Source organism: Candidatus Pelagibacter sp. PS_23, assembly GCF_059417905.1.
On record NZ_CM182071.1, the window covers coordinates 1,224,675 to 1,240,421 of the forward strand.

Here is a 15,747-nt window from a genome sequence, read left to right on the forward strand (position 1 = left end):
TTTATATAATTTTTTTTAGTATTTTTTTTACACTTTGCTTAACAAGCTTATTGGTAAAATTATTTTTAATAACATGATTGGCTTTTTTCTTTTTATAACTAAGTGGTAACTGTATTTTTTTAAATTGATTATATAAATTTAAATTAAAATTATCTCTTTTTTTTAGTCTTTTTATAATTTCACTTTTTTTTGACTGAACAAAAACTATTATATCACTTTTTTGGTTTAATTTATTTTCTAATAAAAGAGGAATGTCTAAAATTATAGCTTTTCTTTTTTTATTTTTTTTTAAAAAAATACTTAATTTCTTTCTAACTTCTGGATGAATAATTTTTGTAATTTTTTTTAAATTTTTTTCACTGTCTTCTATTGCTTTTATAATTTGTATTTTGTTTGCTGGAAATACTGAAAAATATTTAGGTAAATTTTTTTTTAATTTTCTAAAACAATTTTTGTTTTTTTTATATATGCTTGCTACTTCTTGATCTGCATTAAAAACTGGATAACCAAAAAGTTTAGCAATATGACTTTTTCCAGAACCAATATCTCCTACAACTGCAATTTTAATCATACATCTAAAAGATTAATTGTTTCATTGTCTACTTCTGGAACAACTTTATGCCAGATAAAAAAGGCTTTTTGAGCTTGATAAATAAACATCATTTTACCATTTTTTGTTATTCCACCATATTTTTTTGCATTTTTTAAAAAGTTTGTTTCTGGTGGATTATAAATTACATCATAAAAAAATTTATTTTTGCTTATTTGTTGATAATTAATATTAATTTCATCTTCTTTTTTTAATCCAATACTTGTTGCGTTTATGATTATATCAAAATCTAAAGTTTCTCCCCATTTAATTATTTCAATTTCCGGAAAATTTCTCTTTAGTTCTATTGCCTTTAATTCTGTTCGATTACTTAAATAAATTTTTTTAATTTGCATTTTTTTAAGCGCAGTAATAATTGAAGGAACAACTCCACCCGCCCCCAGTATTAGGGCTTTTTTATTTTTAGTTTCTTGTTCTATTTTTTCTAAACTAAGTTTAAAACCTTCAATATCAGTGTTATCGCCTAAAATTTTATTATCCTTTTTATAGATTGTGTTTACCGATTGAGAAATTTTTGCTTCTTCACTTAATTCATCTAAAAAAGGTATAACTATTTTTTTGAATGGTACTGTTACATTTATTCCATGAATTTTTTCTTCTCTTATATTAAAAATTAATTCTTTTATCTCATTACTATTTAAGAGCTTTTTTCCATAAACTGCATCAATTTTATATTTTTTTATCCAGTAATTGTGTAGTTTTGGTGACAAGCTATGGTCAATTGGATTTCCTATAACTAAAAAATTTTTTTTCATTTTATAATTTTAAGATATTCTTTAATTTTTTTAACAGGAAGGCCCATAATTGTATCTTCATCTCCTTCTATCTTTGAAAACAAGTTTCTCCCCTCTCCTTCAATTTGATAAACATTATAAGCATAGAGATCCTCATCAGAAATTTTTTTCAAGTAGTTCTCTAATTCTAAAAAAGTCATATTTTTCATGGTTAATGAGGCTTTATCAGTGTAATTCCATATCATCGATCCACCCCTTGAGATACAAACTGAACTTATCAATTGATGAGTTTTTCCGTTCATGCTTTTTAATATTTCTAGTGCCTCTTCTCTATGATTTGGTTTTGAGATTATTTCGCCCTCTAAATCTATTACGCTATCTGCTCCAAGCACTATTTCCTCTGTAAATTTTTGGCTAATTTTATTGGCCTTTAATTCTGCTAGGTTTTTTGAAATAATTGTTGGGGTTGCCTTTTCTTTTAACAAACTTTCTTTAACGCTATCCTCATCCACATTGGATGGCTCCACCCTAAATTGAACATTATTTTCCTCTAAAATTTTTTTTCTCACACCACTTTTAGATGCAAGTATTATTTCTTTAACCATTATTTTTTTTTATTTCATATATTTTAATTATTGATGCTGCAGTCTCTTCCACTGATTTTCTAGTAACATCAATTGTTGGCCATTTATATTTAGTAAATGTTTTTTTGGCTTCGTTAATTTCTTTTTCGATTTTGCTAATATTTGTATAGTTTGTATTTTCTTTTTCTTTAAGAGCATTCATTCTATTTTTTCTAATATCAACTAGACGCTGAGGTTCGGTTGTTAAACCAACCACACAAGAAAGTTTGGGATTCTTTTTTAAGCTTTCTGGTATTGATTGCTCATTTACCAAAGGAATATTTAAAGTTTTATAACCTCTGTTAGCAAGATAAATTGATGTTGGTGTTTTGCTTGTTCTGCTTACCCCCAATAATATCAAATCTGCTTTATCTACATCTTCAACAAGGTTTCCATCATCATGAGCCATTGTAAATTGGATGGCCTCTATTCTTTCATAATATTCTTCGTTCAAAGCATGTTGTCCGCTTGGGACGTGAGATGCTTTTTGATTTAAAAGTTTAGAGAAGTTCATTATTAAATTTCCTAAAACACTAAAACATGGAATTTTCTTTTCATCTCCTTTATTTGCTAAAAATTTTGCAAGTGAAGTGTCAACAATCGTATATAAAATTATTGCATTATCATTTTTTTTTGCCTCATCCATTATTTTTGAAACTTGATTTTCTGTTCTTGTAAAAAAATAAGATTTAACATCATATTTTATGTTTTTGAATTGAGCCTTAATTGCTAGAAAAACTCTATCTAGTGTTTCACCCGTAGAGTCAGAAATAAGGTATATTTGATATGTATTACTCATGAATAAAATGTTGATAATTAAGTATTATTTTTATCATTCTTCAAAATAATCTTGTTTGTTATTTTTCTTTGTAAAAACCCATTTTTATAAACATTAATAAACATGTTAAGCAATAATATACATTTTATCTAATAATATTAAATAAACCCTTAAATTTAAGACTATGTGCTAATTCTATAAATTATTAATTGTTAATAAATCATGTATAAAAACTGAAAAACAATTAATTACCATTATTCACATACTATATAACTAATACTATAATTAAATATCTACTTATTATTATGACACCCATTCAAGAAACCATAATAAACAAAAAAACTAATAATTCTCCAATATGGTTAATGAGACAGGCAGGTAGATATTTACCAGAGTTTAGAGAAATTAGAAAATTAAATCCAGATTTTATAAACTTATGTCTAAACGAAAACCTATCTTCAGAAATAACCTTACAACCTCTTAAAAGATTCGATCTAGATGCTGCTATAATTTTTTCAGATATTTTAATGATTCCATATGGATTAAACCAAGAGGTAAAATTTGAAAAAAATTTTGGTCCAAAACTGGGTTCATTAGATTTACAAAAAATATCTAAGATTGATGAAATTGATTTTATAGAAAAGTTATATCCGGTTTATAAATCAATCAAAAAAGTTAGCGAAGACAATTTAATAAAAAATAAAAATTTAATAGGATTTGTGGGCGCACCATGGACACTGTTAGTCTATATGATTAATAAACATTCTCCAAAAAAAGATCTGGTAAAAAGTTTTTTTAAAGATGAATTTTTAATAAATAGAATTTTAATAATTTTAGAAAAATTTTTGAAATTACATATTGACCAACAAATTAAAAATGGTGCTACAATAATTCAAATTTTTGACAGTTGGGCTGGTCTCTTAGAAGAAAAAGACCTACCAAACTATGTATATGTACCAACACTAAATTTAGTGAATTATATTAAATCATTAAATATTCCTGTAATTTGTTTTCCAAGGGGAATAAAAAATTATAAAAACTATTGTGATATCGTTAAACCTGATGCAGTTAATATTGACTATGATGTCGATCCTGTTTCAATATGTAGAGAAATAAAAATACCAGTTCAAGGAGGTCTTGATCCTAAAGTTTTATTAACGGATAAAGAAAATTTGAAAAAAGAGACTTTGAAGTATTTAAACACCTTTAAAGATCATCCCTATATATTTAATTTGGGTCATGGGGTGTTGCCTGAAACCAATCCTGACATGGTCGACTACTTAGTCAAAACAGTGAAAAATTATTAAATGAAAAAAGCAGTAATTTTATTTAACCTTGGTGGTCCTGATAAAATTGAAAATGTAGAGCCGTTTTTATTTAACTTATTTAATGATCCTGCAATTCTAAATTTACCAACTTTATTAAGATACCCTTTGGCAAAACTGATATCTAATAGAAGAGCACCAGTTGCTAAAAAAATTTATGAAGAGCTAGGTGGCTCATCACCGATACTAAAATTAACCAAAGAACAATCAGAAGCACTAGAAACAAAATTAAACCAAACCGAAACCGATAGCGAATATAAATGTTTTATTGTAATGAGGTGTTGGAACCCTAGAGCAAATGATGTGATCAAAGACGTTCAATCATTTAACCCCGAAGAAATTATTTTAATGCCTCTTTATCCACAATATTCTGCCGCAACTTCTGGGTCTTCAATTAAAGAGTGGAAAAATGTTTGTAAAAAAAACAACTACCATGTTAAAACAAGCACAATATGCTGTTATCCAACAGATCAAAATTTTATCAATGCACATACAAAAGAAATAATAAAAAAAATTAAAGATCTTAAAAATTTTAAATTAATATTTTCTGCGCACGGCTTACCAGAAAAAAATATTAAAAAGGGAGACCCCTATCAATGGCAAGTAGAGCAATCTGTTAAAAAAATAGTTGAGAATTTGAACATTGAAAACTTGGATTGGATATTAAGTTATCAAAGTAGAGTTGGTCCACTGAAATGGATAGGACCATCCACAGAAGATATAATTGTTGAAAATTCTAAACTTGGCAAGCACATTGTTTTGGTCCCCATCGCATTTGTTTCTGAACACTCAGAAACATTGGTTGAACTAGATATAGAATATAAGGAAATAGCAGACGCTAATGGATGCAAAAATTATATACGTGTTCCGGCTCTTGGCACTAATGAGGATTTTATTAAAGCAATGTCAGAATTAATAATAAAAAAAAATGAATATAAATTAAGTGAAAATCTTTATCCTCCAAAAATTCAGTGTCCTTCAAATTTCAAAAAGTGTCCTTGTTTGAATTATGAATAGTTATCTTTTGTTTAAAAGCCTGCATCTGATAGCCGTAATTTCTTGGATGGCTGGACTTTTATATCTTCCAAGAATTTTTGTTTACCATGTTGAAAATATTGATCATAAAATTTCATCCTCAATATTTAAAACAATGGAAAGAAAATTATTTTATTTTATCATGATGCCAGCAATGATTTTATCCTGGATTTTTGGATTAATATTAATCACTGTTGTTGGCTTTGAGGTTATTTTAACACTTTGGTTAAAACTAAAATTAATATTAATAACTTTGTTGACAATTTATCATTTTTATTTAGGAAAATTACTTAACGATTTTAAACTAGATCAAAATACTAAATCTTCTAAATTTTTTAGAATAATTAATGAAGTGCCAACAATATTGCTTATTTTGGTTGTTTTTATTGTTATATTTAAACCGATCTAGACTTGAAATACTCGTTAGAGTATATATATTAAAATTACCCAATAACCTTAATCACAATCCCTCAACATGAATATTCAAGAATTAAAACTAAAATCGTCTGAACAATTAATAGCTCAAGCAGAAAAGCTTGGGATTGAAAATGCTAGCACACTTAGAAAACAAGAAATTTTATTTGCTATACTAAAAAAAGTTGCAGAAAAAGAAGAAATAACTGGAGCTGGTGTTTTACAATTATTACAAGATGGATTTGGTTTTCTAAGAGCAATGGAATCAAACTATTTGGCTGGACCAGACGACATCTATGTTAGTCCAAGTCAAATTAGAAAATTTGGTTTAAGAACAGGAGACACAGTCGAGGGTCCTGTTAGAGCGCCCAAAGAGGGAGAAAGATATTTTGCATTATTACAAGTAGAAAAAATAAATTTTGAAGAACCAGAAAAAGCTCGTCATAAAATTGCGTTTGATAATTTAACTCCACTCTACCCAAACAAACAAATGGTGATGGAAGTTGAGACAACCAAGATTGAAAAAAAACCAGATTTAACTCCAAGATTAATTGACCTTGTGAGCCCAATTGGAAAAGGTCAAAGATCGATAATTATTTCACCTCCTAAAGCTGGTAAGACAATGATTTTACAAAGTATTGCAAATTCAATTGCTAAAAACTATCCAGAAAGTTATTTGATGGTTTTATTAATTGATGAGAGACCTGAAGAAGTAACAGATATGAAAAGAACAGTTAAGGGAGAGGTTATCAGCTCTACATTTGATGAACCCGCTTCAAGACATGTTGCTGTTGCTGAAATGGTAATCGAAAAAGCAAAAAGATTAACAGAGCATAAAAAAGACGTAGTAATTTTATTAGATTCAATAACAAGGTTGGGTAGAGCTTATAACGCTGTGATACCTAGCTCTGGAAAAGTTTTAACAGGTGGAGTTGACGCGAACGCACTTCAAAGACCAAAAAGATTTTTTGGTGCGGCTAGAAATATTGAAGAAGGTGGATCTTTAACAATCATCTCAACAGCGTTGATTGATACGGGATCAAGAATGGATGAAGTTATTTTTGAAGAATTTAAAGGAACTGGAAATAGTGAAACAGTTCTAGATAGAAAAATTGCTGAAAGAAGAATTTATCCAGCAATTGATATAACTAAATCTGGAACAAGAAGAGAAGAATTACTTTTTGATAAAGATGATCTTTCAAAAATGAATGTGCTAAGAAGAATTATCAGTCCGATGGGAACAATGGATGCTATTGAATTTATTAATTCAAAACTTAAAGAAACAAAAAGCAATGCAGATTTCTTTAGCTCAATGAATAAACCAGCTTAAATCTCTTAAGCTTAGACAGCTTTAATGCTATAATTAAACTATATGTTTACCGAAGCATTAAGAAAAGAACTTGAAAATCTTTTTATTGAAAAAAAATACGAAGAAGTAATAAAAATTTCAGAAAAAAAACTAAATCAAAATGAGATACCGGCAAGTCTAAGCAACTTAATTGGGGTTTGTAAGATGCTCAAAAAAGAACGTTTATTAGAAGATGTGTCGTCAGCACTTACTTATTTTGAGGGCGCATATATTAAAGGAAAAAAAACTATTCATGGACTAAATGGATTGACACATTTAATATCAATCGGTCTTCAATATTTAAAGGAAAATAGAAATTTATCGCCATTTATAATTAAAGCAGAAAAATTTTATTTAGAATCAGAACATCTATTTAAAAAAAATGAAATTTTTTTATCATCAGGTTTGTCCCTTTATTCTCATTTACTTGATGAAAAAAAACTGAAAGAAATTTATGATTATATTTTGAATAGTACACTTAAGTCAAAAGCTATAAGGAGCTTTTGTATTTTTGAAAAAAATTATTATAATGATTGGTCTCAAAATAATCATTTTGAAAACGCCAAAACAAATGCAAAATACTTTTCTAAACTGGAGGTCAAAAAAGTTAATAAATTAAATTATAATCAAAATGAAAAGATAAACCTTGGTTTTGTAAGTTCTGATTTTGAGAGAAATCATTCAATAATTTTTTTTATTAAAAACACAATTAAGCATTTAGAAAAAAAAAATTTTAGGATCCATCTTTTTTCATTTGCAAAAGAAAATACCAAAGATGAAAGTCAAAATGATTTAAAAAATTTATCTGATGAATGGTCTAATTTAAGTCAATTTGATAATCAAAAAGCAGTTAACTTAATTCAAGAAAAAAAAATTGATATTCTTTTTGATGTAATGGGGTTCACAAATCCAAATAGACTAGAGATATTTAACTCAAGGGTTGCACCCATCCAAATATCATGGCTTGCTTATTGTAATACTATAGGATTTGAAAATATTGATTACATGATGACAGATAAAAACTTAATTATGGAGGATGAGGAAAAACTTTATTCAGAAAAAGTTATCAGACTACCTAAAATATGGAACTCACATGCAGGATTTAATTTAAAAAGGAAATATAATAACTTACCATACGAAAAAGATAAAATTTTTACATTAGGATCGTTTAATAATTTTAGAAAAATTTCTCCTGAAACTGTAGATACATGGTCTTCAATTCTTCAAAGCATTTCAAACTCTAGGCTAATATTAAAATCATCTAATTTTTGTGATACTAATTCTTTACTAAATAAATTTAAAAAACATGGCGTAGAAAATAAAGTTACAATTTTAGATAAAGTGAACTTTCATAAAAAAAAAGATCACTTAGAACTTTATAATAAAGTAGATTTAGCGCTAGACACATTTCCTTATAACGGTGTGACTACTACTTTTGAAGCTTTATGGATGAACGTACCTGTTATAGTCTTAAAGGGTTATAATTTTAATTCTAGGTGTGGAGAAAGCATCATCAAAAATACCAAAATAGATTACCTTATTGCATCAAATACAAAAGAATATATTCAAAAAGTTATTTTTTTATTTCAAAATCAAAAAAAACTTAATGAAATAAGAAAAGAATTATATGATCAAGTTCTTTCTACACCGTTATTTGATACAAAGAGTTTTGCAAAAGACTTTGGCAATTGTTTGTTAAAAATTTTAAAAATTAACAAAGTTAAATAATTAAACTAACTTATTTTAATTAGTAAAATTAAATATACAATTATCTTATGACAATTTATGCTCTCTCAACTGGACCAGGAATTTCTGGAATAGCTATTATCAGGGTTTCAGGTGAAGATACTAAAGAGGTAATAAAATTATTAACCAATAGAGCAGTTCCTGAGCCGAGGGTTGCTACAATAAGAAAAATCAATAAAATCAATACTAATGAGCTTATAGATGAGGGTATAATATTATGGTTTCCTGGCCCTGAGAGCTACACAGGCGAGGATATGGCTGAATTTCACATACACGGTAGCAAAGCTGTAATTGATGCTCTACACCACTCCATTTCAAAGATTGAAAATTGTCGTTTAGCCGAAGCAGGTGAGTTTACAAAACTTGCATTTCAAAATGGAAAAATAAACTTGCTAAAAGCAGAAAGTATTGCAGATTTAATTTCAGCAGAAACTGAAATTCAAAGACAACAAGCAATAAAAATTATGAATGGAAAATCTGCAGATAAATTTAACAACTTAAGAGAAAAACTTTTAAAAATTTTATCACACGTTGAAGCAAAAATAGATTTTCCAGATGAAGACCTACCCGAAGATATTTTGAAAAATATAAAAAAAATTTCTAATGAAGTAATTTTAAATATAAAAAAAATTTTAGATGATCAGAAAGTTGGTGAAAGAATTAGAGATGGTTTTAAGATTGCAATCATAGGACCAACCAATGCTGGAAAATCTAGTTTACTAAACCACCTTTCAAATCGAGATGCAGCAATCGTTTCAGAAATAGCCGGAACAACAAGAGATGTAATTGAGACGCATTTAAATATTGATGGTTATCCAGTTGTTGTTTCTGATACTGCAGGAATTAGAGACTCTAAAAATGAAATAGAAAAAAAAGGAATAAAATTAGCACTTGATAAAGCAGAAAATGCTGACTTAAAGTTGATTGTTATAGACGCTAAAAGCATTGATTTTAAAGGAGTTTTGAAGGAATTAATGGATGAAAATGCAATTCTTGTAGTTAATAAATCTGACCTTTTAAAAGAAGATTTAAATTTTGAAATAAAAAATTATGAACATGTTTTAATTTCAGTAAAAAACAATCTCAACGTAGAAGATTTAATTTTAAAAATTAAAAATAAATTGAAAAATAAATTTATCACAAGTGAAGATATTTTAATTACCCGTGCAAGACACAGACAACATCTTGAACAAAGCTTAAATTATTTGAAAAACTTTGAAGAAAAAAATGAAGCAGAGGATTTTGATAAAGCTGCAGAAGATCTTCGTTTAGCAACACGACATTTAGGTATGATAGTTGGAAAAGTAGATGTTGAAGAAATATTAGGTAGTATTTTCAATGATTTTTGCATTGGCAAATAATCAACGTTTAAAGGGTTTTTTAGCCTATTTTCTCTATTTTAGTTGATAGCTATAACTAATTCTTCAATTTTAATCATAAAAATGTAGCCTTAATTAACTTAAGAAATATTTATTAAAAAAATACTGTCTGCTTGTAAATATTTATATCAGTTATAAATTTAACTTATGAAAAATGATTTATCATTTGAGGTAGTAGTTATTGGAGGAGGACATGCTGGCTGTGAAGCTGCTGCAGCGTCCGCTCGTCTTGGAATTAACACTGCCCTATTCACACACAAAATTGAGACTATAGGAGAGATGTCTTGTAATCCGGCGATAGGTGGTCTTGGCAAAGGTCATCTTGTTAGAGAGATAGATGCCTTAGATGGTGTGATGGGAGAGGTTGCAGATAAATCAGGTATACAATTTAGATTATTAAATAGAAGTAGAGGGCCTGCAGTTCAAGGACCTAGAACTCAATCAGATAGATCATTATACCGTAAATATATGCAAGAAAAATTAATAAACTACTGTAATTTAAGCATTTTTTCTGATCCCGTAATAAAATTTATTTTTAATAAAAATACTATAAGTGGTTTTGAAACAAAGTCAGGAAAAAAAATTTTATGTAGCAAGCTAATCTTAACAACGGGCACATTTTTGAACGGTTTGATTCATATTGGTGATGAAAGAACACCGGCTGGAAGATTTGATGAGAAGCCTTCAACAGGATTAAGTGAGCAACTTGAAAGGTATGATTTTAAAATAGGAAGACTTAAGACAGGAACACCACCAAGACTCGATGCTAGAACAATTAAGTATGATAATTTAGAAGAACAGTTTGCAGATGAAGATCCTTACTTTTTTTCTTTCTTAACTAAAAAAAATTTAAACAAACAAGTTTCATGTCGGATGACTTATACGAATGAAAAAGTTCATAAGATAATCCAAAAAAATTTAAAAAGAAGCGCGATGTATTCAGGAAGCATTCAAGGGGTTGGTCCAAGATACTGTCCTTCAATAGAGGATAAGATAGTAAAGTTTGCGGATAAGGACCGTCATCAGATATATTTAGAGCCTGAGGGCCTAAATGACCACACAATATACCCAAATGGAATATCTACCTCTTTACCTGAGGATGTTCAGAAAGAAATTTGTAATAATATCAGTGGTTTAGAAAATGTTGAGATAATTAGACCAGGTTATGCCATAGAATATGACTATATTGACCCTAGAGAATTATTTTTAACTCTTGAAACTAAAAAAATTCAAAACTTATATCTTGCTGGACAAATAAATGGAACGACTGGTTATGAAGAAGCTGCAGCCCAAGGATTAATTGCTGGAATTAATGCTGCGCTATCTTTTAAGAAAGAAGAACCATTTATTTTAGATAGATCAGATGCATATATTGGAGTTATGATAGATGATTTGGTAACAAAGGGAGTTGCAGAACCTTATAGAATGTTCACTTCAAGAGCAGAATATAGACTAAGTCTCAGAGCAGATAATGCCGACCAAAGGCTAACAAATAAAGGAATTGAAATTGGATTAATATCAAAACAAAGAGAAGATATTTTTAAAGATAAAGAACATAAATTAGGGATAATATCCAAAATAATGTCTGAATCATCAATATCTCCAACAAAAATAAATAATTTTGATATTAAAATTGCAAAAGATGGTATTATAAGGAAATCTAATGAAATATTAACTCAGAAAGGTGTTGATATGAAAAAAATAAGAGAAATTTGGCCTGAAATTCCTTATTTTGATAAAAAAATAGATGAGCAAATTGAAATAAATGCCCATTATAGAGGTTATCTTAAAAAACAAAAAGCAGATATATTAGCATTTAAAAGAGACGAAAATTTAGTTATACCTGAAAATGTTAATTATGATGATCTTTCTGGACTATCAAATGAGGTAAAAGCCAAATTTAAACAAATAAAACCAAAAACTATGGGACAAGCACTGAGAATTGACGGAATAACTCCAGCTGCCGTATATATTTTGTTGTCACATGTAAAAAGAAAGTCTATTAAGCTAATAGCTTAATGGAAGAAATTTTTAAAAATTATCCACTACTAAAAAACCAAAATGTTCCACGTGAAACATTAATTGAGTTTGATCTATTCATAGCTATGCTTCAGAAAGAAAATGAAAAAATTAATATAATAAGTAAAGAAACTGCTAAAAATAAGGTAATTAGAGAGCGTCATATAATTGATTCAGCACAAATTATTGAATTTGTTGATTTAAATAGTAATATTATAACAGATATAGGTTCAGGTGGAGGCATGCCAGGTATAATTATATCAATTATGATTAAAAATCAAAAAAAATTATCCAAAGTTCATTTATATGAAAAAAGTCACCATAAAAGCTCTTTTTTAAGAAAAGTATCTAGAGATTTAAAATTAAATACTAAAGTTATGCAAGAAAATATTTTTGAAGCAGAAAATTTAGACTCGGGTACAATAATGGCAAGAGCTTTTAAACCTTTACCAATAATTTTAGATTTAGTTTATAAAAATTTTAGCAGTTATAAAAATTTAATTGTATTTATGGGAAAAAATGGAGAAAAAGTTTTAGAAGAAACTTTAATGAATTGGGATTTTGATTTTGAAAAAAAAAAAGTATTACAAGCGAAGATTCATTTTTATTAAATATAAAAAACATTAAAAAAAAAATTAAAAACTAAATGCAAATTATTTCTGTCATAAATCAAAAGGGTGGGGTTGGAAAAACAACAACAGTAATTAATCTTGCAGCAGGTTTAGCCCAACACGAAAAAAAAGTTTTAGTAATAGACCTTGACCCACAAGGAAACGCTACCACAGGTCTTGGTCTTTCAAATTTAGAAGATTCGACAGACACTATTTATGGAGTGCTGAATGGAACAAGAGTCATTTCTGATGTGATTAGAAAAACAGCGTTTAAAAATTTAGATATTATCACTTCAAATGTAGATTTATCTGGGCTTGAGGTTGAGACAGCTGATGATAGCATGAGAGCATTTATTTTAAAACGCGAATTAACCGCTTATTTAAATGATTCTAGAGCAACCTATGATTATGTGCTTATAGACTGTCCACCATCACTAAGCTTGCTTACGGTTATGGCTCTTGTGTCTTCTCACTCACTATTAGTTCCATTGCAGACTGAATTTTTTGCTTTGGAGGGTTTAACCCAGCTAATGAAAACCATAGAACGGATAAAAGTTAATTTAAACCCTGAATTAAAAATTAGAGGCATACTTTTAACAATGTTTGATAAAAGAAATAAGCTATCCACACAAGTTGAAAAAGAAGCAAGAGATTATTTTAATGAAAAAGTTTATCTAACAGTGATCCCAAGAAATGTTAGACTGTCTGAGGCACCATCTCATGGCATGCCAGTTTTAATGTATGATAAATCTTGTCCTGGTAGTAAATCATATTTTAACTTCACAGATGAATTTATTAATCAAGAACAAAAAATAGGGAGCGCCGCATAATGGATGCAAATAAAATAAAAAAAGGCCTAGGTAGAGGTTTGTCATCTTTAATAGGGGAAACAAAAGCAGAAATAAATATCAACAAAGTTTCAATATCTGATCTCGTAAGTAATAAATTTCAACCAAGAAAAATGTTTGATGAAGAAAGCTTACAAGATTTAACAAACTCAATAAAAGAGAGAGGTATTATTCAGCCAATCATTGTCAGAAAGTCTGATGATGATAGTTCAAAGTATGAAATAATTGCAGGAGAGAGAAGGTGGCTATCAGCACAAAAGGCAGGGTTACACGAAGTTCCAGTGGTTATTACGAACGCAGATGATTTAAAATCTTTAGAGTTTGCCATTGTCGAAAACGTTCAAAGAAATGATCTAAATGTAATCGAAGAAGCACGTGGCTATCAACGTCTTATTGAGGAGTTTTCATATGATCAAGAAAAAGTAGCAAAATTTATTGGAAAAAGTAGAAGTCATATAGCTAATTTTTTAAGGTTACTTAATCTTCCAGAAGCAGTTTTAAAATTAATTGAAATCCAAAAATTATCAGCAGGACATGCAAAAATTTTAGTAGGTCTAGATAATGCAGAGTTTGTTGCAAATAAAATAATTGAAAAAAATCTTTCTGTTCGACAATCAGAAAGTTTTGTTAAAATTTTTAAGATTAAAAAACACTCTCTTAAACCTTTGAAAGATATAAATTTGCAAGCTTTAGAGAATTCAATTAGAGAAAAAATTGGTCTTAATGTTTTAATAAAAAATAAAAAAAATAATTCAGGATCCCTGTTATTAGAATATAAAGATTTAGATCAGTTAAATAAAATAGTTGAGATTATAAAATCTAATTATTAGTTTTTCTTGAATTATTAATTATAAAATCTGATAATATATTTTTAGCAATTGCTGAGTTCTTTTTAATCAAAAGTTCAATATCATTTGTTTTATAAATTAAATCTTTTAGATGTTCTTTCTTCCATGACCTTATTTGCTGGATAACAAGAGGCTTATCCCTCCAAAAAATTGGTGGTTTACAAGCAGATATTGCTTGTTCAATATTATTTTTTTCATCAACTAATTCATTAATTTTAACTAGTCTTTTTAGTTTAGCTAATAGTGTTCTAATAATTATGATACTATCTTCGTCTGAATAGTTGTTTTCACTTAAAATAGTGACTGTTTTCCTAGTATTTTTAGCCAATGAATGATCCACGAGTTCCGAAGCACTATAATTATCGGCAAGGTTAGTTAACTTAATTATTTCTTGAATGTTCAAATTTTTTTTATTTAATAAATAATTTTCAATTTTTTCTAATTCATTATTCAGATTTTTTCTATCACCCCTGCTTCTTTCTATTAAGACATTAATTAATTGCTGAGATATTGGGATTTTTTTACTTCTAAAAAAAAGACTAACAATTGAATTTAATGTTTGATTATTATCTTCATAAAACGGGATACATACAATTGATTTTTCTTTTTCGAAGAGTTTTCGTAAGCTAGATTTTTTTTCTAAATTTTTTGAATTTAAGATAATTTGTATATCTTCAGGATTTTTCTCTAACAACTCTTCTATGATTGTTCTAATTTTATCTGTGGCTCTATTAATGATTATGAGTTTTTCATTATCAAAAAAAGATTTAGTAAGAACGCTATTAAAAAAAATATTAATATCATCTAGTATCTCTTTTTCTTCATATCTATGAATTTTATCTTGATAATTTTTTTCAAATAAATTTTTAATATTCTCTTCTTTTAAACCTTCATTATCACCATAGAATAAATAAAATTTATAATTATTCAGTTTTATTTTATTTAATTCAAACGACTTTAGTATCATTGAATATTAGATAGTTTAAAAATTAATTTATCAGAAGCTGTTTCAGCCAAATTATTTTTAATATCTTTTTCATGCTGCTTCAAATTAAATTTATTAGAAATATTATTATAATTAAAACTTTCCAAAATTATGAAATTGCTTTTAAATTTATTGTTCATCAAAACTTCTACATTAATAGAAATTGAATTTTTAAAGGAAGTGGCATCACCGGCAGCATTTTTTGCTAAAACTATTTTCTCTGAAGAGCTAGAAATTTTTAGTATAAAATCTTTCTCTTTTTTATCCTTAGCATAGTTTCTTAGTTTTTCTTTGATTTTTAAATTAATTATTTTATCCCCAACAAAGCTTAAATCACTTACTGTAAAATCATAATCAACGGAATTCTTTTTGGAGTATATTGCTTCATACCCACAAGATGATAATAGCAATAAAAGAAGAAGTATAATTTGTTTTTGGAGCATT

At 27.7% G+C, this 15,747-nt stretch carries 15 protein-coding genes and 1 pseudogene; 10 read left to right on the forward strand and 6 right to left on the reverse strand.

The genetic code is table 11. The features are described from left to right. Position 1: 1 nt before the first annotated feature. Genes coaE through AC5SLY_RS06555 form a run of 4 tightly spaced genes read right to left on the reverse strand, consistent with a single transcriptional unit; the run spans position 2 to position 2,766 of the window. Positions 2 to 571: a dephospho-CoA kinase gene (gene coaE, locus AC5SLY_RS06540; RefSeq protein WP_494598781.1), complete on the reverse strand. Its 570-nt coding sequence runs from the start codon at positions 569 to 571 to the stop codon at positions 2 to 4. Continuing rightward, positions 568 to 1,365 carry a shikimate dehydrogenase gene (gene aroE, locus AC5SLY_RS06545; protein ID WP_494598782.1) on the reverse strand — a complete coding sequence of 266 codons (798 nt, stop codon included), beginning with the start codon at positions 1,363 to 1,365 and terminating at the stop codon, positions 568 to 570. The genes coaE and aroE overlap by 4 nt, the downstream gene beginning before the upstream one ends. Next, on the reverse strand, positions 1,362 to 1,949 hold the full coding sequence (locus AC5SLY_RS06550; protein WP_271616654.1) for a Maf family protein: 588 nt from the start codon (positions 1,947 to 1,949) through the stop codon (positions 1,362 to 1,364). The genes aroE and AC5SLY_RS06550 overlap by 4 nt, the downstream gene beginning before the upstream one ends. Next, a complete protein-coding gene (locus AC5SLY_RS06555; RefSeq protein WP_020168957.1) occupies positions 1,942 to 2,766 on the reverse strand; it encodes a pyruvate, water dikinase regulatory protein in 825 nt (274 codons plus the stop codon). Before AC5SLY_RS06555 ends, AC5SLY_RS06550 begins: the two co-directional genes overlap by 8 nt. Positions 2,767 to 3,050: 284 nt before the next feature. On the opposite strand from AC5SLY_RS06555, the gene hemE reads away from it, so the two are divergent. From hemE to AC5SLY_RS06605, 10 genes and pseudogenes are all read left to right on the forward strand, one after another. Continuing rightward, positions 3,051 to 4,052 (forward strand): uroporphyrinogen decarboxylase, encoded by a 1,002-nt coding sequence (gene hemE, locus AC5SLY_RS06560; protein ID WP_494598783.1) that lies wholly within the window; start codon positions 3,051 to 3,053, stop codon positions 4,050 to 4,052. Beyond that, positions 4,053 to 5,087, forward strand: a complete 1,035-nt coding sequence (hemH, locus tag AC5SLY_RS06565; protein WP_494598784.1) for a ferrochelatase — start codon at positions 4,053 to 4,055, stop codon at positions 5,085 to 5,087. Beyond that, complete coding sequence (gene hemJ, locus AC5SLY_RS06570; RefSeq protein ID WP_271616658.1) at positions 5,080 to 5,514, forward strand: protoporphyrinogen oxidase HemJ; 435 nt, start codon at positions 5,080 to 5,082, stop codon at positions 5,512 to 5,514. Before hemH ends, hemJ begins: the two co-directional genes overlap by 8 nt. A gap of 66 nt (positions 5,515 to 5,580) precedes the next feature. Continuing rightward, complete coding sequence (rho, locus tag AC5SLY_RS06575) at positions 5,581 to 6,849, forward strand: transcription termination factor Rho (RefSeq protein ID WP_006997560.1); 1,269 nt, start codon at positions 5,581 to 5,583, stop codon at positions 6,847 to 6,849. A 42-nt stretch (positions 6,850 to 6,891) separates the two neighbouring features. Continuing rightward, a complete protein-coding gene (locus AC5SLY_RS06580; protein ID WP_494598785.1) occupies positions 6,892 to 8,595 on the forward strand; it encodes an O-linked N-acetylglucosamine transferase, SPINDLY family protein in 1,704 nt (567 codons plus the stop codon). Positions 8,596 to 8,642: 47 nt separating this feature from the next. Continuing rightward, positions 8,643 to 9,974: a tRNA uridine-5-carboxymethylaminomethyl(34) synthesis GTPase MnmE gene (gene mnmE / locus AC5SLY_RS06585; RefSeq protein ID WP_494598786.1), complete on the forward strand. Its 1,332-nt coding sequence runs from the start codon at positions 8,643 to 8,645 to the stop codon at positions 9,972 to 9,974. Positions 9,975 to 10,139: 165 nt separating this feature from the next. Next, complete coding sequence (gene mnmG, locus AC5SLY_RS06590) at positions 10,140 to 12,011, forward strand: tRNA uridine-5-carboxymethylaminomethyl(34) synthesis enzyme MnmG (RefSeq protein WP_494598787.1); 1,872 nt, start codon at positions 10,140 to 10,142, stop codon at positions 12,009 to 12,011. After that, positions 12,011 to 12,657: pseudogene (locus tag AC5SLY_RS06595) on the forward strand (16S rRNA (guanine(527)-N(7))-methyltransferase RsmG). Before mnmG ends, AC5SLY_RS06595 begins: the two are co-directional and overlap by 1 nt. Then, a complete protein-coding gene (locus AC5SLY_RS06600; protein WP_494598788.1) occupies positions 12,658 to 13,452 on the forward strand; it encodes a ParA family protein in 795 nt (264 codons plus the stop codon). Further along, positions 13,452 to 14,300, forward strand: a complete 849-nt coding sequence (locus tag AC5SLY_RS06605; RefSeq protein ID WP_494598789.1) for a ParB/RepB/Spo0J family partition protein — start codon at positions 13,452 to 13,454, stop codon at positions 14,298 to 14,300. The genes AC5SLY_RS06600 and AC5SLY_RS06605 overlap by 1 nt, the downstream gene beginning before the upstream one ends. On the opposite strand, the gene holA is transcribed toward AC5SLY_RS06605, so the two are convergent. Both holA and AC5SLY_RS06615 read right to left on the reverse strand, forming a co-directional pair. Further along, complete coding sequence (gene holA, locus AC5SLY_RS06610; protein WP_494598790.1) at positions 14,290 to 15,285, reverse strand: DNA polymerase III subunit delta; 996 nt, start codon at positions 15,283 to 15,285, stop codon at positions 14,290 to 14,292. The two genes, AC5SLY_RS06605 and holA, sit on opposite strands and share 11 nt — an antisense overlap. Continuing rightward, positions 15,282 to 15,746, reverse strand: a complete 465-nt coding sequence (locus tag AC5SLY_RS06615) for a hypothetical protein (RefSeq protein ID WP_494598791.1) — start codon at positions 15,744 to 15,746, stop codon at positions 15,282 to 15,284. Before AC5SLY_RS06615 ends, holA begins: the two co-directional genes overlap by 4 nt. Position 15,747: the final 1 nt, after the last annotated feature.